Origin of the sequence: Brevibacillus migulae (genome assembly GCF_004521915.1) — a bacterium.
Taxonomy (GTDB): domain Bacteria; phylum Bacillota; class Bacilli; order Brevibacillales; family Brevibacillaceae; genus Brevibacillus_F; species Brevibacillus_F migulae.
Map to the genome: position 1 here is coordinate 41,913 of NZ_SDKD01000020.1, position 23,371 is coordinate 65,283.

At 51.0% G+C, this 23,371-nt stretch carries 15 protein-coding genes; 2 read left to right on the top strand and 13 right to left on the bottom strand.

The features are described 5' to 3' along the window. The first annotated feature begins 20 nt into the window (after window positions 1-20). Together EIZ37_RS19985 and EIZ37_RS19990 are read left to right on the top strand one after the other, a co-directional pair. Entirely contained in the window at window positions 21-3,221 is a 3,201-nt protein-coding gene (locus EIZ37_RS19985) for a S8 family serine peptidase (protein WP_134686534.1), read from the top strand. 655 nt (window positions 3,222-3,876) lie between these two features. Next, entirely contained in the window at window positions 3,877-4,071 is a 195-nt protein-coding gene (locus EIZ37_RS19990) for a hypothetical protein (RefSeq protein WP_134686535.1), read from the top strand. A 108-nt stretch (window positions 4,072-4,179) separates the two neighbouring features. Here EIZ37_RS19990 and EIZ37_RS19995 read toward each other — a convergent pair whose 3' ends face one another. The 13 genes from EIZ37_RS19995 to EIZ37_RS20055 all read right to left on the bottom strand — a co-directional run bounded on the left by EIZ37_RS19995 (window position 4,180) and on the right by EIZ37_RS20055 (window position 23,325). Further along, the gene (locus tag EIZ37_RS19995; RefSeq protein ID WP_205683859.1) at window positions 4,180-4,764 is read right to left on the bottom strand and encodes an acetylglutamate kinase; all 585 of its coding nucleotides are present in this window, start codon (window positions 4,762-4,764) and stop codon (window positions 4,180-4,182) included. Window positions 4,765-4,954: 190 nt separating this feature from the next. Next, window positions 4,955-5,974, bottom strand: coding sequence for a galactose/methyl galactoside ABC transporter permease MglC (gene mglC / locus EIZ37_RS20000; protein WP_134686536.1), 1,020 nt, complete (start codon window positions 5,972-5,974; stop codon window positions 4,955-4,957). 14 nt (window positions 5,975-5,988) lie between these two features. Beyond that, window positions 5,989-7,506, bottom strand: coding sequence for a sugar ABC transporter ATP-binding protein (locus EIZ37_RS20005; protein WP_134686537.1), 1,518 nt, complete (start codon window positions 7,504-7,506; stop codon window positions 5,989-5,991). Between the two features lie 147 nt (window positions 7,507-7,653). Further along, window positions 7,654-8,712, bottom strand: coding sequence for a galactose ABC transporter substrate-binding protein (locus tag EIZ37_RS20010; protein ID WP_134686538.1), 1,059 nt, complete (start codon window positions 8,710-8,712; stop codon window positions 7,654-7,656). Window positions 8,713-8,915: 203 nt separating this feature from the next. Further along, window positions 8,916-10,652, bottom strand: coding sequence for a methyl-accepting chemotaxis protein (locus tag EIZ37_RS20015; RefSeq protein WP_134686539.1), 1,737 nt, complete (start codon window positions 10,650-10,652; stop codon window positions 8,916-8,918). Window positions 10,653-10,730: 78 nt separating this feature from the next. Then, complete coding sequence (locus EIZ37_RS20020) at window positions 10,731-11,705, bottom strand: substrate-binding domain-containing protein (RefSeq protein ID WP_235828118.1); 975 nt, start codon at window positions 11,703-11,705, stop codon at window positions 10,731-10,733. 11 nt (window positions 11,706-11,716) lie between these two features. Further along, window positions 11,717-13,474, bottom strand: a complete 1,758-nt coding sequence (locus tag EIZ37_RS20025) for a sensor histidine kinase (RefSeq protein WP_134686541.1) — start codon at window positions 13,472-13,474, stop codon at window positions 11,717-11,719. Beyond that, window positions 13,475-15,094 (bottom strand): response regulator transcription factor, encoded by a 1,620-nt coding sequence (locus EIZ37_RS20030; protein WP_134686542.1) that lies wholly within the window; start codon window positions 15,092-15,094, stop codon window positions 13,475-13,477. It abuts the gene before it with no gap. Window positions 15,095-15,233: 139 nt separating this feature from the next. Beyond that, on the bottom strand, window positions 15,234-16,508 hold the full coding sequence (locus EIZ37_RS20035) for a sensor histidine kinase (protein ID WP_134686543.1): 1,275 nt from the start codon (window positions 16,506-16,508) through the stop codon (window positions 15,234-15,236). A gap of 4 nt (window positions 16,509-16,512) precedes the next feature. Next, on the bottom strand, window positions 16,513-17,187 hold the full coding sequence (locus tag EIZ37_RS20040; RefSeq protein WP_134686544.1) for a response regulator transcription factor: 675 nt from the start codon (window positions 17,185-17,187) through the stop codon (window positions 16,513-16,515). Between the two features lie 81 nt (window positions 17,188-17,268). Beyond that, window positions 17,269-20,403: an efflux RND transporter permease subunit gene (locus tag EIZ37_RS20045; protein WP_134686545.1), complete on the bottom strand. Its 3,135-nt coding sequence runs from the start codon at window positions 20,401-20,403 to the stop codon at window positions 17,269-17,271. A gap of 9 nt (window positions 20,404-20,412) precedes the next feature. After that, window positions 20,413-21,828, bottom strand: a complete 1,416-nt coding sequence (locus tag EIZ37_RS20050) for an efflux RND transporter periplasmic adaptor subunit (protein ID WP_134686546.1) — start codon at window positions 21,826-21,828, stop codon at window positions 20,413-20,415. Window positions 21,829-21,981: 153 nt separating this feature from the next. After that, window positions 21,982-23,325, bottom strand: a complete 1,344-nt coding sequence (locus EIZ37_RS20055) for a coiled-coil domain-containing protein (RefSeq protein WP_205683860.1) — start codon at window positions 23,323-23,325, stop codon at window positions 21,982-21,984. Between the last annotated feature and the right edge of the window lie 46 nt (window positions 23,326-23,371).

Consider the following 23,371-nt stretch of genomic DNA (forward strand, 5'->3'; position numbering starts at 1 on the left):
AAAAGGAGAGATTGAAAAAAATGAAGAAGATTACCCGCTTGTCCTCTCTCACACTTGCGGCAGCCATGCTCCTCGGCGGCATTCCCTACAGTGCCTACGCCTCGGAGGAACTGCTCCAGCATGATCTGGAAAAGGTCAACCAGGTCACCAAGGCGGAGGCTGAGTATGCAGAAGGCTCAGTCACAATCGATCCTCAGCTCAACACAAAATCCAGCAAAAATGTGAGCGTCATCGTCCAGCTTGCCAGCGAGCCAGGCATTGTGGCCAAGCATGCAGGAAAAAAGGCAAGCTCCATGTCCGCGAAAGAACTGGAACGGAAGGTAGACAAAGAGCAAGATGCCTTTTTGAAAAAAGCAAAAAGCGAAAACATTAAGATTAAAGTAGGACGTAAATTTTCGCACGTACTGAATGCTGTGGAGCTTACGCTGCCCGCTAATAAAATTGAAGAACTGGCCAAACTCCCGAACGTAAAAGCCATTTACGAAAATACCCAGTATGCGGCACCTGAAGTGAAAGTTGACATGCTCGACGACAGCACGGACAAACCGAAGTACGATATTGGTCCGTTAAAACAAATCGGTGTCCTGGATATGTGGGAACAAGGCCTGACCGGGGAAGGGTTAAAAGTAGGCGTCATCGATACAGGTGTCGACTACCTGCACCCGGATATCGCCGATGCCTATAAAGGCGGATACGACGCCTATGATAAAGACTCCGACCCATACGAAGAGCCGCCTATCCCGGTTGAGGAAGATCCGGAAGGCACCGGGTACGAGGGCTCAGCGCATGGAACGCACGTCTCCGGCACCATCGCGGGCCGCGCTGCGAATCCGACTTCCGACATCCAGGTGAAAGGGGTCGCCTATGAGGCCGATCTCTACGTCTACCGTGTATTGGGTCGTCATGGCGGCAGCACTGCCCAAGTCATCGACGGAATCGAGCGGGCTGTCCAGGATGGAATGGATGTCATCAACCTCTCCTTGGGCTCTGCCATGGAGAAAAATGCGGACTCCCCTGACGCGATCGCTGTCAACAACGCGATGCTGGCAGGTGTCGTGACCGTCGTCTCCAGCGGAAACTCTGCGGACGATGAGGTCGGCCGTTACTTTTATACGGCGGGCTCCCCATCCGGCGCCAAGCTGCCGATCACGGTCGGCGCGGTTGATTCGCCCAGCGTCCTGTATGACGGTTCCGCCCAATCCTCCTTTGGCGAAAGCTATGACTTCCATGTGATGGCCTATCAAATCAACAAAGATAACTTTGCCGAGCTTCTCGGCACGGATCCTCTCCCTGTCGTTTACGCCAACCTCGGCTCGGAAAGCGACTTTGCCAAGGTGGATGTCAATGGAAAAGTGGCCCTCGTCTCCCGCGGCACGCTAGCCTTTGATGCCAAAATCGCCAATGCGCGAAAAGCAGGTGCCAAAGCGATTGTGATTTTCAACGGCAATGATGCAAATGGCGACGGCCAGGCCGACCTTGATCTCCCTGATCGCGCCGGCTATATCGGCACCGTCTTGGGCGATCAGCTGGAGGCGATCCCCACCTTTGACATGGTCGGCGTGGAAGGACGTGAGCTGGCCAAGCAGCTGCTCGCCGATCCGGAAAAGGCAAGCACCCTCACCTTCAGCTTTTCGTCCGACTATCCAGTGACGCAAAGCTCCGGCGACCTGATGGCCAGCTTCAGCTCCCGCGGTCCGGTTTTGGGTGAAGAGTACAGCATCAAGCCAAATGTGACGGCACCGGGCGTCTCCGTCCTCTCCAGCGTGGCGGCATGGGGCAAAGAGCTCGATGATGCCAACTACAATCTCGCGTACGCCCGCTACAACGGGACCAGCATGTCGGCACCGCACGTCACCGGATTGTCCCTCTTGCTCAAGCAGGCCCATCCGGACTGGACGCCATTTGATGTGAAAGCTGCCTTGTCCAATACCGCCAAGCGGATCAAAGATGAGGAAGGCACGCCGTATGATGTCTATTCGCAAGGCGCTGGCCGCGTCGACGGCGCTGCAGCGGCACAAACCCCTGCCCTGCTTCAGACGGTAGAGGAAATCACCATCCTGGATGAAAATCTCGAACCGAAAACCATCACGTACAATGGAGAGAACCTCTCCTTTGGACTTGTGCGTGCAGGCAGCAAGGAAATCACCAAGACGCTGCAGCTGAAAAATACCGGAGACGAGGATGCTGCCTATGAAGCCGAGGTCATCATGCACGATGAGGTGACCTCGGATCCCTACAATCCACAGCCGACACCAAATGTGGACAATATCAAAGTCAGCCTCTCTACCGATGAGGTGCGTGCTGGTGGCAACGACACCGAGACGTTCACACTGAGCCTGTCCTCCGATCGCCGGACAAAAGTAGGCGTATACGAAGGGGAAGTCCTGCTCAAGAGCAAGGACGGCCATCCGGACCTGCACCTGCCATTTGCCGTGCATATCGGGGACAGACCGGAAGAGAACAACTTTGGTTTCGCCAATATCAGGCTCTCCGATACGACGATTTCGCCAAATGGCGACGGCAAGGAAGACGACTTTACTCTGGAGGCTCTCCTGCAAGTCACCGATGTGAACGCCATCGAAGTCCAGGTATGGAGCTACGATGACACTTATATCGGCACGATGGCTTCCCTCTTCCGCAACTATGCGCTGATTCCGCGCGGTCCAATCAAATTCAACAAGCTGGACGGCACCTATTATGACGGCACGGAAGAAGCCAAGCAGCTGGGCAATGGCAAATACAAGCTGCGTCTGGTCGGCGCGTTGATTGACCCATCCAAACCAGAGGGTCAGCAGCTCGTCAAAACGTACGAAGCTTGGAAAGCATTTGCAATCAAAGACATGGATCAACAAGCACAGACCCCTGCTTCCGGTTCAGCAAAACAATTGGTCCGACAAGCAGCGGATTCCTTCAAAGCGGAGGTAGTCAATACTTCGGAGCTGGGTGAACAAGTACTGGAACTGCCTAATGATGCAGAAGGACTCACCTTCAAAGTGACAAACAGCTCGGACGAATCTTTCATCAGCGACGAGGGAGTTCTGACCGCCATCCCTAACCAGAAGAAGGCAACCGTGACCCTGACTGTGACCATTTCCTCTACCGAAGATGAGTCGATCAAGGAAACTGTCAAGGTGAAGGTGACGATTGAACCGCAATCGCCGGAGGAAGAGGATATCCAAGAGGAAGAAGCAGAGCAAGCTGAAACACTTGAAACCACTTGATTGAGGACCGCTCCCCTCTTTTATCTGTAAGGCAAAATGGCAGTCTCGGACCGTCAACAGGTCTGGACTGCCATTCATTTGTCCAATTGTCTCTATAAACTCTATTTTTATAAAACGCAATCCTTTTTGTTGATGTTCCTGTTTATATATTTTGCACTTCTCAGAATCGACCCCTGGAGGGAGTCGATTCTTTTTTTGTCAAAGAAGCATGAGGAAATAATAGAATTTTGGGGGAAGTCGGTTGCGTTTTCCGCAAAAAAATTACCTATATCAGTGGGGGCGATGTATTCCCCATCCACTTCCAGAAATATGCTATAATAGGAACAAGTGTTCCCATGCCCTGAAGGGAGGAATCCAATCGGTATGAATGATGAACAGATGAAAGAGTAGTGTCGTAAGCTCCTTAAACGCGTTGCATGGCAGCTTCCGTATCATGCAAAAATCAAACACCATAGGGAACACGGATTGGTGGAGGAAATCCACGGTAAGGATGTGATGTCGTCGAGTCTATCGGATATGAATATCCAGCAACTGTTGCAACAAATACCCGATTTCATCAAGAGCATAATCATTGAAGGAAAGACAGAAGAAGAAGTAGCCCAAAAATGGAAGATGACAAGAGAATCCGCCATGGGGAGATTAGGGGGCAGAAAAGATGGACTGGATAACTGTTTTAGCCATCGTGGTTTGTTTCCTCGTGCTTGTGGTCGCTTTTAAACACGTCGAATTGCAAATTCGGATCAATAACATCCTGGATGTTAACCTGAAGGCAAATAAAGAGAACGAAGTAGAAGAAGAACAAGATTCAAAAAAAGAGGAGACTCCGGTAGAAGAACGGAATCCCCAATAACTTTGAATGGGCACAAGGTACACCTGGAAAGTATCGCCTTGGAGCCCTTCCCTTATTATACAAAAAGAAAATGAAAGGGATAAATAAAAATGGTTGAATCCGTTTTGACTAACCCAAAAAAGCCGTCGGGAACTGATGGATGATACCGACCGTCATCACGTCTGCCATGCCAAGCACCTGTGGTTCAATCCGATCATTGAGTGCGATATTTTCCGCATAGTTTCCCGCAATGCGAGAAGCCACTTCACTGCTGAGCAGGGTTAGATGTTCATGCATCATCCTTCTCCATTCCTCAGTCGACCAATATGGATTGATTCTGCCGAGGAAGATAGCGATGTCGTCGGCGTTGGCGAACCACCGTCTTTGTGCATCGGCAGCTGCAGCAAAATTGCCTTTATGCAGCGCCTGGACAAGCTCGGCCGCGATTGTAAGATGGCCACGCAACAACTCGGCAAACTTAGAAGCAATCGCCGTTCCATAAAAAGGTTCCAGAACAGCAGCAAAAAGAAGTCGCTTGATTGTTTCACCTTGATCGGGAGTTTCTCCGATTATGCTGTTCACCACTAACCTTGTCCAATAGATATGCTGCTCCCACAATGCCCGAAGCTTTTGGTTCAATTGTACCTGAGACGGCGTCCAAGCGGTGTAAGAGACCTGTCCAAGGACATATCCGCCATAATGGCAAATAGCCATTCATGTGCTGTCACGAACTCCTTTTTTACTGGATTTTCATACAGCATATGGGCTAAGAGTCTCTTTCGTGATTACAGCCCTCACAGAAAGGCGATAAGGGTGGAAACACGCTTTCCAGGATCGATGCCGTACAATGGACGCAAAAATCCCCGACAGGCTCTCCTGCCGGGGATTTCACATCAGCAATCGCTTATTTTTTTGCTACATATTTACGGATATCGAACGCAACAGCCGCGACGATAATCAAACCTTTGATGATCAGCTGCCAGTATGGGCTGACACCGATGAACGTCAAACCGTAGTTGATGACGCTGAAGATCAATACCCCAGCCAATACGCCTGGAACGGTACCTACCCCGCCGTTAACGGATACGCCACCGACCACGCAGGCTGCGATCGCATCCAACTCGTACATGTTACCGTAGTTGTTGGTTGCACCGCCTGTACGCGCCGCTTCCAGCACACCAGCCATACCGTAAAGAGCACCTGCGATTCCGTAGATGATGATCAGGTTGGCTGCTACGTTAATCCCGGATACGGTTGCCGCTTGTACGTTGCCACCGATGGCATACATGTTTTTGCCAAGCTTCGTTTTGTTAAAGACAACCCAGACCAGAGCGGCGATCACGATCGCGATGACGACGATGTAGGGCACTGAGTATGGTCCGCTTGGTCCGAAGAAGCCGGTCCCCAAATGACCAAAGTCTTCACGCAGACCACCGATCGGTTGGGATTCGTTTGGTTTCATGTCAAAGTACAGGGAGTTCACGCCATATACGATAACCATCGTACCGAGCGTAGTGATGAACGGTGGTACGTTGAACTTTGCCACGATCACACCGTTGATCAAGCCTACGATCAAGCCGGCGATGACGGCCAGCAGGATCGGCAGCCAGAGCGGCAATTCCGGCATGTCTGGGAAAAAGCGTCGCGGATAATCCATGGTTTGCAGCATGGAAGCCGAGATTACCGCGGTCAAACCGACTACGCGTCCGGAGGAAAGGTCTGTCCCTCCGGCAATCAGAATGAAGGCCGCGCCGAGAGCAATAATGGCGCGTGTAGATGATTGCAGCAAGATATCGCGAAATGTAGTAAACGATAAGAATGTGCTATCGTATAAAGCGATTCCCGCAATGAGAACGATCAATACCACATAGATGGCGTTTTGTGTCAGGAAATGTTGAACGCGTTTTACACCAACGGTATTCATGTTTTTCTCTCCTCCTAAACCAGATACTTAGTAGCAAGGCGCATGATTTCTTGTTCTGTCGCGTCTTTGCCATCGACGATACCTGCCATTTTCCCTTCGCACATCACCATGATTCGGTCGGACATGCCGAGCAATTCCGGCATTTCCGAAGAGATCATGATGATGCTTTTGCCTTGCTTGGCCAGGTCAGCAATAATGGAATAGATTTCATATTTGGCGCCTACGTCAATGCCTCGGGTTGGCTCATCGAGCAGGAGAATATCCGGTTCAGTGAGCAGCCATCTCGCCAACAGGACCTTTTGCTGGTTCCCCCCGGACAGGTTCTTGATCAGCGTCTTCCACGAAGGTGTTTTCGTCCGCAGCATCTCGATATATTGGACGGTTTCTTCTCTTTGCTTTTTACTGTTAAGCAGTCCATAAGGTGTCTCGTAGCGCTTCTGATTCGCGATGACCGTATTTTCCAAGATGTTCAGTACAGGGAAGATCCCTGTTACGCGACGCTCTTCCGTTAACAGTGCGATCTTGTGCTTTTTCGCATCAGTCGGCGACTTGATTTTCACCTTTTTGCCATTGATAGAGATGGTTCCGGAAGCGACCGAGCGCAATCCGAACAGCGCCTCGATAACCTCTGTACGCTGCGCCCCGACCAGTCCGCCGACCCCGAGAATTTCCCCTTTGCGAAGATTGAAGGAGACATTCTTGAAGGAGTTCGGGAATGGCGAGGTCAGCCCTTCCACCTGTAAAATATCCTCACCCGGCACATTGCTGCGCGGAGGGAAACGTTGGGTCAAATCGCGTCCTACCATTCGGGAAATGATCAGGTCGGTGGTCAGCTCTTTCGCCGCCCATGTCCCGATGTATTTACCGTCGCGCATGATGGTCACTTCGTCCGAGATGCGGAGGATTTCCTCCATCTTGTGGGAGATATAGATGATGGAAACGCCGCGGCTTCTCAGCTCATTTATGATCGTAAACAGCTGCTCTACTTCATTTCCGGTCAAGGAGGAGGTAGGTTCGTCCATGACGATGATCTTGGAATGGAAGGAGACAGCCTTCGCTATTTCAATCGATTGGATTTTGGAAACAGACAGATCTCTCACAATGTCATGTGGATTCAGATCCATGTTCAAGTCTGCAAACAGCTTTTGTGTATCCTCAAGCATTTTCTTATGATTCACAAAGGAAATCGGACCAAACTTTCTTTCCGGAAAACGGCCGAGCCAGATGTTTTCCATTACATTGCGAAACGGTACTGGATGGAGCTCCTGGTGGATCATGGAGACCCCGTTGTTCAACGCATCTTTCGAATTTTGAATCTCAACTTTTTGGCCATTGATCAAAATTTCGCCCTCGTCAGGCTTGTAAATGCCAAAGAGACATTTCATCAATGTCGATTTTCCTGCGCCATTCTCCCCCATCAGCGCATGAACGGTACCGGGACGAACCTTCAGGGTCACGCCGTCGAGCGCCTTCACTCCGGGGAATTCCTTAGAAATGTTATTCATTTCCAATAAAAATTCATGTTGAGTCATCGTAACGCCTCCTACAGGTCAATACTAGGCGACGGCTGAGCCTGGGTTATCCCCACATAATAAGTAAAAGCAAGGGAGCAACGTTAGCAGTGTAAGTTTGCTCCCTTGCTGGTTTAAGCCACTTGGCAAGCCTGTCAGATGGTAGGCTTATTGCGCGTCAGCCATGTTATCCTTGGTGATTTTTTTGTAAGAAATCCATACGTATTTGCCGTCAGTGATATCGAAACCAGTGTTTTCTTTGGTTGGCGTTTCACCTTTTGCCAATACTGCAGCGATTTCCAATGTTGCTTTCCCTTGGTTTTTCGCATCGTTCAATACTGTACCCAAGAGTGTGCCCGCTTCCAGTTCTTTCAGAGCTGGAGCAGTCGCGTCAACCCCTACTACCGGAACGTATTTGCCGTCTTTAAAGTAGCCAGCCGCTTTCAGCGCTTCGATCGCGCCGAGGGCCATATCGTCGTTGTTAGCCAGTACCGCTTCGATCTTGTCTCCGGAGGAAGCAAGGAAAGCTGCCATTTTCTCTTGGCCTTTTACGCGATCCCACATTGCAGTGTCTTCCGCTACTTTTTCTACTTTGATGCCAGCGTCTTCAATCGCTTTTACGGAGAACTTGGTGCGCAGCTCAGCGTCTTGGTGGCCTGGCTCACCTTTCAGCATCACGTATTGCAGTACGCCGTCTTTGTTTTTGTCAGCTTCTGGGTGTGCTTTCCAGTAGTCCACGATCAGCTCACCGGACATGGTTCCGGATTCTTCCGCTTTCGCCCCTACGTAGTACACTTTGTCGTATTTTTGCATATCTTCCGGCATTGGTTCACGGTTCAGGAACACAACCGGAATGTTTGCGGTTTTCGCTTTGTCGATGATGACGCCAGCAGCCGTACGGTCAACCGGGTTGATTGCAAGCGCATTCACTTTCTTGGTGATGAACAGGTCAACCTTGTCGTTTTGTGTTGGTTGGGAGTTTTGGCTGTCTACGATGTCAACCTCTGCCTTCCCGTTTGCAGCATCAGAAATCGCGTTGCGTACGCCAGTCATGAAAGTATCGTCAAATTTGTAAATGGCTACACCGATTTTTGGAAGACCAGCGGCAGCTTCGCCTCCAGTTGCTCCTCCACCTGCACCAGACTGAGTGCCGCCACCAGAGCTAGAGCATCCTACGATGGACAAAGCCAGTGCGGCAATAAGAGTGGTCGAAACGATCTTTTTCACGATTGAATCCCCCTTTGGACTCTTTAAAAAAGTGTTATGTCACACATTTAATGTAAGCGATTTCAGCAAAATTCGTAATTGAATATTCCGAGCAAAAATATAAAAATTCTCATCATGTGAGAATTTACCTATCAACTGTCCTTATTTAAGAAAAAAGACGCCGGCCGATAGGGCTGGCGTCTCACTTTTCTCGATCCTTTCTCCTATACTTTAAACTTTGTTAACGTCGACTGCAGCTCTTCCGCCAAGCGCGAAAGGTCATTGGAGGAAGAGGCGATTTCCTCCATCATGGCAAGCTGTTCCTCGGTTGCCGCCGCATTTTGCTGGCTGGCACTTCCCACTTCGGAAACCATCCCTGCGACCTCATCGGTTGCTTTGACGACAAGCTGGCTGCCTTCATTCAGGCGGTCCACCGCTTTCGAAACTTCCTTCACTTTCGACGTAAGGCTTGCGATTGCATCCTGAACAAATGCAAAGGAACGGCTTGCCTCCTGTGTTTTCCCCAGGCCTTCTTGAATTTCATGAGCGCTTTGCTCGCCGGACTGCATGGCATTTTCCACTTCTTTTTGAATCACTTGAATCAAGCCCGCGATTTGCTGTGCCGAAGCCGCAGACTGCTCGGCAAGCTTGCGTACCTCATCAGCTACGACGGCAAAGCCGCGTCCGTGCTCCCCTGCACGCGCCGCTTCAATCGCTGCGTTCAGCGCCAGCAAATTGGTCTGGTTCGCGATATCTGTGATCAGATTGACGATGCTTCCGATCTCTTTAGAGCTTTCTCCCAGCGTGTTGATCGCGGTGCCGGTATCCAATGCCGCCCGATTGATCTTGTCAATCTGCCCAATCAATTCACTGACCGCATTGATCCCACTCTCGGATGCCCGGGATGCCGTATCTGCCAGCATAGACATTTCATCGCCATTGCCCGCAATTTTTTGGGTGCCTGCGGAAAGCTGCTGAATATAATCAGTAACCTCGGTTACCTTTTGCAATTGCATACCCATTCCTTCCGCAGATTGCTGCATGGCCAGATTGATTTTTTCTGTGACATGTGCGCTTTCCTCTGCGCTGGCGGTCAACTCTTCAGACGATGAAGCCACCTGCATCGAGGCATCCTTCACTTGGCTGACAATGCTTTTCAGATCGCCGACCATTTTGTTGCAAGCATTGGCCAAGTCCCCGATTTCATCCTTGTTTTTGATGATGAGCGGTTGCACGGTAAGATCCCCATCTGAAACGGTTTTGATTTGCACCGCCAGTTTTCGAATGGGAATGACGATTGCTCGTGATACAAGACTCCCGATCGCCAAGGCGATCAGGGCTGCCGCTATGATCAACGTGATTGATTGGCTTCGGCCTGATTGGACTAATTCCATTGATCTTGCTGTTGCCTCGTCCGAACCTTTTTTATTGGTCTCAATCAATTCGTCGATCTTATCATCGGCTTCTCGGTAAATGGGATGAGCTTTCATAAACTGATCCAATGCCTGCGATTGATTGTTGGCGCTGATAGCGCTCAAAATGGGCGGGATTTGCTGAGTAAATTCCCCCCACTTCGCTTCGAATTCTTGTATTTTTTGCTTTTCCTCCGCAGTGACGGCGTTGGCCGTATAGGTTTTCAAATTGCTTTCAAGAGACGCAAGTGTGTCGTTAACTTCTGTCGTTAATCTATCTCTCTCGGTCTGCTTCGGCTCGGACAATATCCGCAGCACCAAGCGTTCGGTGTCGACGACTTGTCCATTAATTTTCCCGAGAATAGCAAGATTGGGTACCCAGACGTTCTGGATCTCCTCTGTTTTTTCACCGACATTCCCCATAAATATGACACCCATGAGACAGGCTGCTATATAAATGATACCGGTCAATAATAGGCAACCTGCAAGTTTTAATCGAATACTGAACCGCATCGTCCTTATGCCTTCTTTCCTTTTAAGAGTTGTCATAAATCAAGCATAAAGATGATTTCCCTTTCTCACGATATAGATAAACTAATTTTTATTAATATAATTATCCCTTGGAAACTATTTCACAAACGGAAACAGCAGCTTTTGATTTTCCGACCAGAACATATTTTCCAAATCAATGACCTTGGTACCGGTGTCCACGCGGGCAGGCACCTGTACTCCCCGCAAGGAATCAACCGCATGCTTTACACCCAGATAGCCCATGGTGAACGGCTGTTGGGTAATGGTCGCCTGTATCACGCCCTCCTGAATATAGGAAAGAACCTCTGATGGGCTGTCAATGGCCACGATCCGCACGCTGCCTGCCAAGCCCCTTCTATCAATCTCCTCCGCTGCGCCAAGAGAAAGCGTGGCATTCAGCGCGGCGATGCCGTCCAGATCAGGATGTTCCGTGATGAGCTGGCTCGTCAAATCACTGGCCAACTGTTTATCCGAAGCCGTATATTCCTTTGCCACGATCGTAATCCCCGGGTGGCGGCGGAGCGCTTCAAGCAGACCTTTCTCCCGGTGCTCCGCATTCCCCGCTTTTGTCACATAGCTTAAAATCGCTACCTTGCCTGACTCTCCTACAAGCTGCGCCAGCCGTTCTCCCGCCTTTAGCCCGGAGTCGTACTGGTCGGTGCCGATGAAGCTTTTCGCCTTGGCCGACTCCATCTCCGAGTCGATGATGATAACGGGAATACTTTTGCCCACCCGAGGCTGTGCGGCCGTTTCCAACGCCATCGGGTCGCTTGGCGCAAGCACAATCGCATCCGTTCCATCCTGAATCGCTTGTTTGATCAATTCCACCTGCCCCAGAATATCCTCTTCATAATCGGGCGCATAGAAGTTCAAATTGACGTCAAACTCCTTGGCAGCCACTTCCGCCGCCATTTTGACGGTATTCCAGTAGTCACCGTGCTTCATTTTGACAATCAACGCCACGTTCTTTTTCTTATCCGCATCATCGGTCGCGACTGTACATGAGCTGACAGCTACCATGATGGTCAAGAGCAGGAGGACCAACCCGCCTGCCAGGGTCGTTCTTTTCATGCTCATCCCCCCTACTCCTCATCCTTCAGCACAGGAAGCCAGATTTTCACATTCGTGCCGTTCTCCAGTTCGCTTTCGATCTCCAGTCCGTATTCCGTGCCGAAAAACAGCTGGATTCGTTCATGCACATTGCGGGTGCCAACACCCGAGCCGTCCTCGCTTTTATACTGACCCGTGAGAATGTTCGCCCTGACGTGTTCGGGCATGCCGAGGCCATTATCGCGGATTTGAAACAGAAGGTTGTCGTCGATCTTCTCCACCTTGATCCAGATCATACCGGGGTCGGCCATCTTTTCAATCCCGTGGTAAATGGCGTTTTCCACGATCGGCTGCAAAATCAGCTTCAAGGTCTTGCAGCGAAGTACCTCTTCCTGCGCATCAATCGCATACTCGAACTGATTTTTATATCGCATCTTTTGAATGATCAGGTAGTGACGGACATGCTCCAGCTCCTCCTGCACGGAAATAATATTTTTCCCCCTGCTCAGGCTGATGCGGAAGAGTCGGGATAACGACGTAATCATCGTGATGACTTCCTCGTTCTTCCCAATCCCCACCATACGTACCACCGAATTCAGCGTATTGTACAGAAAATGCGGATTGATCTGGGCCTGCAGCACTTCCAGTTCATTTTTGCGCTTCTGCTCCTGCTCCAAGATGACCTGATCCATCAGCTCCCTGACCCTTTTCACCATCACATTGAACCGCCGCGACAGCTGTTCGACCTCATGGCTGCCCTTAATGGAAAGGTTGACGGTAAAATCTCCCCGCTCCACTTTTTCCATCGATTTCTCCAGCATCTTGATCGGACGGGAAATGCGGGCGGAAATATACGTCAGCAGAAACAGAACCGTTACAATCACAAACACCAGGAGCCAAAACATGAAGCCGCTGATCTCCTGCTTGGTCGTTGCGATCTCATCCATGTAGGAGACCCCGACAATTTTCCAGCCGATATGCTCGACCGTCTTGATCGTGATGAGCCGTCTCTCCCCGGTGGATTCATCCACATAGCTGCCATACGAATTTTGCAGGGCGATGGAGCGATTTTCATTTTTCAATCCTGCATAGATCATGGGCTGCTGGGGGTGGTATACGATATTGCCGGCCAGATCGATGATATAGACATACCCCTTTTTCCCCAAGCTGACCCGCTGGAACAGGTTGTCCAGCTTTTTGAAATTGACATCGACCAACAATACGGCATCGGCCTTTTCCCCGCCCTGTGCAATGGTTGTTCCCCTGCTCATGGAAACCACCCATGTATACGGCCCTTTAAACAGGTTTTCGATATGCGGCAAGGAGAAAGAAATATCATAGGGGTCTCTGCGGGCCGATTGGAACCAGCTTTGCTCCGTCAACCGCGTATTGCGCCGCATATCCGCTTGCGGAACAACCGCCAGCAGCTCCCCATATTTGCTGAACACCGCCATCGAGACGATGTCCTCTCGTGTCTCGAGGATCATTTCCAGCTGCTTGGTCAGATTCCCATCAGGAAATTGCTTCGACTGATGGATCTTATCATCTACCAGCTCGAACAGTCCGGTCATGCTGGCCAGGTAATCCTCCAGATTGTAATGAACCTGCTCGATCATCTGCTGGGTATTCAAGATGGCGTTTTCTTCGGATGTCTCGGAGAATTTGCTGTACAGCATCACACCCACAAAGAGCATCACCAATAAAGTGACAAGGGTAAAGGAAGCCGTAATGATGAATTGGATGCTTTTGATCTTCAACTGGTCGATGAATGCGCGTATCTGCTTTTTCATTTATTCCCCTCGAGCGCTGTTTTTGTACTCTTTGGGCGACATGCCGCACATCTTGCGGAACGAAAAGCTAAAATAGTTGGGATCGGCATACCCTACCTTTTCAGCGATCTCAAACGCTTTCAAATCGGTCGTCCGCAAATACTCCTTGGCAGCCTCCATACGGATTTGCATCAAGTAGCTGACAAACGTCATCTTGGTTTCTTTCTTGAAAATGCTGCTGAAATAGCCTGTGCTGATATGCAGGTGGCTGCACACCTTGTTGATCGAGATGTCGCTCTCGTGAAAATGCTCCTTGGTGTAGGCAATCGCCTTTTCCACCAGATGCTTGTACGAAGACTGGCGCTCATTGGCGATACTGTTCATAATCTTGGTACACACACCGATAATCCAATCCGATGCCTCCTGCAGCGTGTGGAACTTATTGATTTCCGCAAACAAATGCACGCTGCTGCCCAAAATCTCATCTACATTCAGGTTGGCACTCTTCGCTACCTTCAGGATGGCCGTCAGGATTTCCAGCAGGTAGATCTGACAATCCTTGATCGAGACATGTGCGTGGGCGATGTTGCTGCACAGCTCTTCCACGATCTCCTTCAACTCTGAAAGCGTTCCCACTTTCAAGCAGCGTACCAAGGCCTGCTCCTTGAGCTCATCAAAGCGGAGCTGATCTTCCGAACGCTCCTCGACGTCATCGATGCAAATAATGCGATTATTCCCGAGAATCAAGCGATAATCGAGGGCCGAGATGGCATCTTCATAGGAATACGGAATCTCGGTGAGCTCGCTGCGCAAGGTTCCAACACCGACTGTGACCGTTTGCCGCAGGTACTTTTCTACGCTCAGCCGGATTTCCTCCAGCGCGGGCAACGTATTCCCCAACAGGTCCTGCTGGTTATCCTCGGAGAATGTCATGAGAATCACGACCCGATCCTGATGGATAAAGACGATCGCACGGTGATCGCGATTGATCACTTCTTCCGTGATATTCAAAATCGCAAACAGCAGCAGCTCTTTTTCATTCGTCGGTGAGAAACGAGCATGCTCACCCGGGTGATCCATACTGATCGTACATAGTAAATAATGCTTTCCATCCAAATCAATCTGATAGTTGCTGGCCTTCTCCCTGATTTCGTTTTCGGGCAGCACGCGGTTGATCAGCGAAACGAGAAATACCTCCCGCAGGACAGGCAAGCTTTCCCGATAATGCTCCTGCAAAGCTTGGATGTTCTCTTTTTCCGCGATCTCTTCGGCTATCTTTCCTTTTACCTTCCCGACAGCCTGCAGCAGATCTTTGGTCGAAAATGGCTTCAGTACGTATTCGTCGATGTGGAGCTTGATCGCCTTTTGCGCATATTCAAATTCATCGAAGCCGGTCAGGATAATGATTTTGGTCGTCGGATATTGCTTGCGAACCGCCTCGGACAGCTGCATGCCATCCATGAAAGGCATTTTAATATCCGTGACCACAACGTCCGGCATATATTTTTCGATCAGCTCTAATGCTTCTTTTCCGTTTTCGGCTGTTCCGACGACCTCAAACCCCTCTTCCTCCCAATCGATTTCTTGCATCAAGCCTTCGCGTACGTCGGCTTCATCGTCTACAAGCAATAGTTTATACATGGCCGTCGCTCCCCCTCCTTTTGCCGAAGTCTCTGTATTCCTTATAATGAAGGAAAACGTTCGCATGATGCAAGTGGAAGAACACAGCAAGCCGGATCCCCACTGGTGTCACGGGAATCCGGCTTGCTTGCCCATGCTGTCAGGCTGCTTCCTTCGTTTTGAACGGCAGCGTGATGGTAAAGCTGCTTCCTTTGCCCTCTTCGCTCTCTACACGAATTTTTCCGCCGTGGGCATCCACGATCCACTTGGCGATAGAAAGCCCCAATCCCGTCCCGTCCTTGCTGCGGGAGCGCATTTTATCCCCGCGATAGAATCGATCAAAGATGAATGGCAGCTCTTCTCTGGAAATGCCGATCCCGGTATCTTTGACGACGATAGAGACCCAATTTCCGTCTCGCTGGCAGGCTACATGGATTTTCCCCTGCTCTTCGTTATATTTCAAGGCATTGTCCAGCAGGATGATCATCAGCTGATGGAGGCGCTCAGGGTCTCCCATCGTCTCCAATGCCTGTTCGATATGCGTCTCGATCTCGATCCCTTTCATCCCAGCAAGCGGTCGGAAGGATTGCACGCTTTTTTGCACAATTTCATCGACACTGATGCGCTGGCGCAGGATCTGGATCTCATTGGAATCGGATCGCGCCAAGGTAAGCAGATCAGCCACCAGCTTGTTGAGCCGCTTGGTTTCCTGCATACTGACCATGATCGGCTCGCTTTCCTGTTCAATGGTATGGTCGGGATTGCGGAACAACCGCTCCAAATTCAACAAAATGACCGAGAGCGGCGTCCGCAATTCATGGGAGGCATCGGCGATGAATTGCTGCTGCTTTTCCCACGAACGCTGGATCGGGATCAACGCCCGCTTTGCCAGGAATAGACCCGCTATGACGGCGATCAGAACACTGACCACGCCCCCGGCCGCCAGCACATAGAGCAGGGTGTCCAGCATCTTCGTTTCCGGCTCAAAGTTATAGACCAGCTGGATCTGCCTGATCGCAATATCTCCTCCCGGGCGCTCTACCCGTTTATCGGTCGGCAGCGTCACGACCCGGTAGGTCTGCTCATGAAAATTGACTGTCTCGATGCCTTCCTTCATGCCATCCACTTTGTCCAGCAGCCGCAGGACCTCCAGATCGAGGTATTCTTCAATCTCCTTGCCGACGATCTCCCCGCGCCGATCCCGCAATATGGTGACCATCCGCCAGTCTTCATCGGACCATCTTCGTTTCTCCAGCCGCAAATAAGGAAAAGGACTATTTGCCATCCGCGTGGCGACGTTCAGCAGCTCGCGGTCGACTTGATTCAGCAGGCGAAACTGAATCGTGAAATATAGTGCACACCCCAGCCCATTGAGCAGGAGCACAAATACCAAGACATTCAGGGTCACCAGGCGAATGCGGGTTTTCTTGAACATGTTCCTATTGCCCCTTCAGGATATACCCGACATTGCGTACCGTCCGGATAAAATTGTCGTAGCCGTGATCGGCCAATTTTTTGCGCAAATAATGGACATACAGGTCCACGATGCCGTAGTTGGCATCCGAATCGATCCCCCATACGCGGTCGAAAATCTGGTCACGCGTCAGAATTTGCTCTTTATTATGCAAAAAGTACGTGAGCAAATCGTATTCCTTGGTCGTCAGCTTGAGCGGATGGGCGTCCACATACCCGTCATGCTCATTCGTTTTTACGGAGATCGGACCGTAGGAGAGCTCCCCCTCCATGCCAATCTTCCCATTGCGGCGCAAAATCGCTCTGGTCCGGGCAAGCAGCTCCTCTACAGCAAAAGGCTTCACCAGATAATCATCGGCTCCGGCATCCAGTCCTTCGACTCTCGCTTCCACGCTATCCTTCGCGGTGAGAAACAAGACAGGCGTCATGACGCCTTTCGCCCGCAATTTCCTTACCAAGGAAAGCCCGTCCAAGCCCGGCATCATGATATCCAACACAAGCAAATCATAGATTCCCCGCTCCGCCAAGAGGAGTCCCTCGTCCCCCCGGTCTGCACAATCCACCTGATAGCCTTCATCGGTCAGTACTGCAGATATGGCTTGGAGCAGTGAACGTTCATCTTCTACCGTCAGAATGCGCATGCTCTTCCCTCTTTCATATAGTGGAAAGGAAGCTCAGCGGCTGCCGAGCTTCCTGGTTCTATTTTCTTCTATTATACACGTCTATTCTTCCAGACTCGCTGTTTTCAGCTTGCGATTTGGCTTGAAGAATCGCGTCAGACGCTGGAAGCGCAGCGCGAAATCATCCAAGATGGTGTATACGACTGGAATGACAACCAGCGTCAGCAAGGTCGAGAACAGCAAGCCGCCAATCACTACAGTGGCCATCGGCGCCTGGCTTTCTCCGCCTTCCCCCAGCCCCAAGCCAAGCGGCAAGAGACCGAGTACCGTACATAACGTCGTCATCAAAATCGGACGAAGACGAGTCGGGCCTGCGAGCAGGATAGACTCGGTACGGTCCATACCATCACGGCGCAGGATGTTGATGAAGTCAACCAGCACGATCGCATTGCGCACCACGATCCCTGCCAGCAGGATAATCCCGATATAGGCCGGGATGCTCAAGGTGCGTCCCGTGATGAACAAGCTGAAGCTTGCCCCGAAGAACGACAGCGGTACGGACAGCATGATCGACAATGGATAAATCATCGATTCAAATTGCGCTGCCAGGATGATGTACACCAGCACAATCGCCAGGACAAACGCCACGATCATGCTGCTGGTCGTTTCATCCATTTGCTGGTTTTGCCCCTGCTGCTCAATCACATAGCCGGGCGGAGTGGCAAAATTGGCGACGACTTGATTAATCCTATCCGTTACGGTTCCCAGATCGACGTTAGACGCTGTACTTGCCGTCACGTTGACTACCCGGGCTTGATTGTAGCGTTGGATGGTTTGCGGACCGCTGGCCAGCGCGACTGTGGCCACGTCTTTTACCTGCACGACTTCCCCTTTGGAGGTGGTCATCGTCAGATTCTCAATATCCTGCATGCTTGGTTCTTGCTCTTTTTCATACGTCACGGTGACATCGATCTCTGTACCATCACGCTCGATCTTGGTGGCTACCTGATCTCTCAGCTCTGTCTGAATGGCGCTAGACAAAGAGGATTGGGTAACTCCAAGCGCGGCTGCTTTCACCCGATCGAGCACGACCTGGATTTCCGGACGGGATTCCTCCAGCGTATTATCGGCTTCCCGTACGCCTTCAACCTCACTGATCGCCGCAGTCAGCCGCTCAGCCACATCCTTCAACGTATCCGCGTCGTTACCACGGATCGCAAAGGAAATCGGGGATGAACCGCCCTGCGCGTTTTGACCGCCGCCGCCCAGACCTGGCATCATCATGCCGCCTGTTTCACTTACCCGCAAGCGCGCTCCCGGAAAACGATTCAGCTGGGTGCGCAAATCTTCTACGACTTCAGCCGTTGTTCGATCACGCTGCGACTCATCCTTCAAGATCAGCAAAAACGATGCCTGGTTCGTCGAAGCGTTATTGCCGCGTGTCGCATTCCCGGATCCCAAGCTTGCGAAAATCGTTTCGACTTCCGGTACCTGGGAGACAATCTCGTTGGCTTTGGTAAGCACTTCTCTCGTCTTCTCCAGTTCGGTACCATTTGGCAGGGAGATGGAGATATTCACTTGTCCCTGATCTCCCGATGGCATGAGCTCCGAACCGATAAACGGCACAAGCCCTACCCCTGCTACGAGGGTTGCCAAGCCGATCGCCACGACGGATTTACGATGGCCGAGTGACCATGCCAGCACGCTGCGATAAAAGGCCAGCAGCTTGCTCTCCTTTTTCTCCAGATGCTCAGCCGTATGCTTCACATGAGCCGGTGTCCACTTTGCCGTCAGCATCGGGGTCACGGTCAGCGATACGACCAAGGATGCCAACAGGGCAAAGGATACGGTAATTCCCAAGTCTTTAAAGAGCTGTGCCGTTACCCCTTCCACAAAGACAATCGGGAAGAATACGGCTACGGTCGTCAAGGTAGCTGCAATAACCGGCATCGCCACTTCTTTTGTCCCTTTGACCGCTGCCTCTCTGATTGGCAGACCGGTCTCGCGGTGGCGGTGGATATTCTCCAGGACAACGATCGCGTCATCCACGATCATCCCGATCCCGAGCGTCAAACCGCCCAAACTCATCGTATTGATGGACATATCCGTAAAGAACATCAACGCAAAGGTCGCGATGACGGAAATCGGAATCGCCGTCCCGATGATCAAGGTATTGCTGACGCTGCGCAAAAAGATCCAGATGATCAGGATGGCGAGCACGCCCCCGATCAGGGTATCATGCACCAAGGTGTTGATCGATTGGCGGATATATTCCGATTGGTCGGAAATGTTCATGACGGCAATATCGGAAGTCAGGTTCTTTTTGATATTTTCCATTTCTTCATTGATGCCATCGACTACCGCGACTGTATTGGTTCCGGATTGCTTCATGATCGTCAAGGTGACCGTCGGATTCCCATCCATCGTGCTTTCAATGGAAACATCCTTATAGCCATCCGTGATGACCGCAATGTCTTCCAGGAAGATCTGCCCATCCTGGAGGGGGATGGATACTTTGCGAATGTCATCGATGGATTTAAATTTCCCGATGGAGCGGACTGTGTACGACGTTCCGCCCTCGGAGATCGTTCCTCCTGCAGCGTCATTGTTCTGGTTATTCAGCTGCTGATTGATATTGGCAAGAGTGAGTCCATATTGCTCCAGCTTGCTTTTGTCGATCAAAATTTTCACTTCTCGTTCTAAACCGCCGGATACGGTCACCGAAGCGACGCCGTTTACCCGTTCCAGAAACGGAACGATCTGGTCTTCCACCAGCGTGCGCAGCTGATCCGCCCCCATGCTGGAGGAGATCGCCATCGTGAGTACCGGCGTACTGTTCGGGTCAAACTGCATGACGGTTGGAGAGTCGACATCATCAGGCAGAGAGCGTTTGGCCCGCTCCACCTTTTGCGTAATATCCGTCAGCGCTTTGTCCAGATCGGCGCCATAATCAAACTCGACAATGACTTGTGACGAGCCTTCCCGCGAGGTGGATCGCACATATTTGATGCCTGCGACCGTAGAAACCGCCTGTTCGAGCGGCTTGGTCACCAGATTCTCCATTTCCTCAGGACCGACACCCGAGTAGCTGGCGGACACTGCGAGCGTCGGAATTTCTATATCCGGATACAAGTCGATCGGAATCCGGTTAAGCGAGATGACCCCCAAGATGATCACAATGAGGACACCCATCATCACGGTTACGGGGCGACGAATGGCACGATCAGAAATATGCATGGGGTTCACCTACCCTTGTGTGCTGGCTTGAGGCTGTTGCTGTTGGCCGCCTGCCCCTGGATTGCCTTGCCCTTGGTTGCCTTGTCCCTGATTGCCTTGTCCTTGTCCTTGCCCTTGCTGCTGGCCATTTCCTTGACCGTTTTGCTGGCGCTTGCCTTTTTGGCCCTGGGTATTTACTGGTTGATTCGGATCGATCACGGTGACAGTAGCGCCGTCAGAGAGCGTATTCTGGCCTTTTACGACAACGGATTCCGAACCCGCCAATCCTTTTAGCACCTCTACCTTTTCACCATCAGATTCACCAAGCTCCACCTGCACCTGCTTCGCTTTTTCCTGCTCAACAACAAACACGTAGTTTTCCTTGTTTTTGGATATGACCGCCTCACGCGGTACGACCAACGCTTTATGTAGTTCTCCTGTCATCTCTACAGAAGCAATCATGCCTACTTTTAAGGTAAGATCGGGATTCGGGATCTGGATCTCGATCGGATAGGATTTCGTATCGTCGGCCAATGGACTGACCGAGGTAATGGTTCCTTTTGTGTTTACATTGGCAGATGGAATGTTGACCTCGACCGTTTGCCCATTCTTGAACATGCCGACTTGGGACTCGGTCGCCTGCGTTTTCACTTTCATCGTGGACAGATTGATTAATGTCGTCACTTCCGTACTGGTGGAAATGTTGCTGCCCACCGTGATCGGCAATGTTCCGACGATGCCATCGATCGGTGCCTTGACCACCAGATTGCTCGCATCCAGCTGCGCCAGCTGATAATCAGCCTGTGCCTGTTTCAAAGTAGCCGTCGCGGAATCCAACTCAGCCTTGGTTGGACCTTTTTGGTCCGTTTTCAGCTTTTGCTTTTGGTTTTCCAGACTCGTGGTTGCACTCACCAGCGCGTCTTTTGCCTGCTCATACTCTGCAACAGAAATAGCGCCTTCCTTGTAGAGCGCTTCGGTCCGTTCCAATTCTTTTTTCGCAGCGTTATACTTGTTCTGCATTTCTGCGAGCGTATTTTGTGTCTGCTGCACCGTCTCTTCAGGCGTACCCTCCAAGACCTCGGCATATCTCGCCTGTGCGGATAACAGAGATGCCTGGGAGCGCTGCAGCTGGATGCCGGCTTCTTGCTCGTCCAGCGTCACCAACGGCTGTCCCGCTTTGACCTGATCCCCGATGTTCACGTGGATCTGTTTCACCCGTCCCGATGCTTTCGGAGTGACACTTACTTGCTGGGTCGCTTCCAGACGCCCGCTGAGAGAAAGCTTAATGCCAAAATCTTCTGTGGCTGCTTTCTTCACTTCAACCGGAACGGCACGCTGGGACATGCCCATTCTTCCGGCCTGACCGGTTTGCTGCGAGGAGCAGCCTGCAATCAAACCAAGAACCATAACCGATAAAGCAACCGTCTTGAAATTGCTCAGTCTCAATCTAGCTTCCTCCTTCTCCTTCTATCACTAGCACTTATTAGTCCAAAAGACACACTATGAATCCATTAAACCATTTTTTTCTTTGAAACAAATTTGAGAGTGGGTACCGTGAAAGAAAGCAGGTGAACAGGCCACCTGCTTTCGTCGTTGCTTTTACTCTGCTACGGTTTTTTCTTCCGTTTTTTCATGCTTGCTTTCTACCATTTTTTTGATCGATTCTTCCAGGTTTGCTTTCTTTTGATCGGCTTGCTCTTGCGTCAGCTTGCCATCCTTCACTGCTTGTGCCAATTGCTCCTCACGCTGGGTTGTCAACAAATCGATCACGTCATCCACATCTACGCCTTGGGCTTGCGCTAACTCAGCGAGGGATTGGCCCGCTTTCATGGCTTCCCGCAGTTGTTCTGCGGTCAGATTGAGCAGCTTCAGCAGGTCTTCATTCTCTTTCAGATGAAAGCCGCCGCCAAATCCTTTTCCTTGGTGCGTATTTTCAATTAAGCTCTTGATTTTCTCAGCAGCATTTTCGCTCATTTTATCGGCTTGCTCTTGGGTCAGCTTGCCTGCCTTGACTGCTTCAGCCAGCTTTTCCTCCTGCTGCTTCGTCAGCAAGTCGATCAGTTTGTCTTCCTCAACACCCTGCGCTTCTGCGATGGTCGCCAGAGATTTGCCGGTTTGCAGCTCTTCCTTCAGCTTGTCGGCGTCGAGATTCAACAGCTTCAGCAAGTCTTCGTTATCATTCAGCTTGAAGCCGAAGCCCATGCCGCCTCTTCCTTGAAACGGATTTTCCACCAAGCTGGCGATCATTTGATCCAGCTTTTCACGTTGTGCGTCCGCTTGCTCTTGGGTCAGCTTGCCTGCGCTTACCATCTCGGCCAACCGTTCTTCATGCTTCTTGGTCAACAGGTCGATCACGTCATCCACATCTACTCCCTGAGCTTCCGCGATCTCTTTCAGCGATTTGCCTGCCTTTTGCTGTTCTTGCAGCTCTTCAGCCGTGAGCTTCAGCAGCTTCAGCAGGTCTTCGTTGTTCGCAAAGTGACCGCCACCCACAAAGCCCTTTCCGCCTGGGCCGAAGCCGGTGCCTTCGAGCATTTTCTTAGCCATCTCTTCGAGGTTTTCTTCTTGCTTATCGGCTTGCTCCTGTGTCAGCTTGCCAGCTTTCACTTTTTGGGCCAGACGCTCTTGCTGCTGCTTCACCAGCAGATCAACCACTTCGTCTTCCGAAGCTCCCTGTGCCTCGATGATTTGCGCCAGCGTTTTGCCTTCTTTCAATTGGGCCTGCAGCTCTTCTGCAGAGAGATTCAACAAGGAGAGAAGTTCTTCATTGTTGGCAAACATGCTGCCTCGGCCCAGGTGTTTTCCTTGATCTGCTTTTTGCTGAACAGTGGTTGCCGCGGCGCTTTGATCTTCCGCTGCCGCATAAGCTGCTCCCAAGCCTCCTACGCTTAAAGCCAGCGCCATGGCGCCTACGAGCATTTTTACTTTTTTCGTACTAAACATATGGATCATCCTTTCAGATTGAGTTTGTTTGTCCTAGTCACAGCTT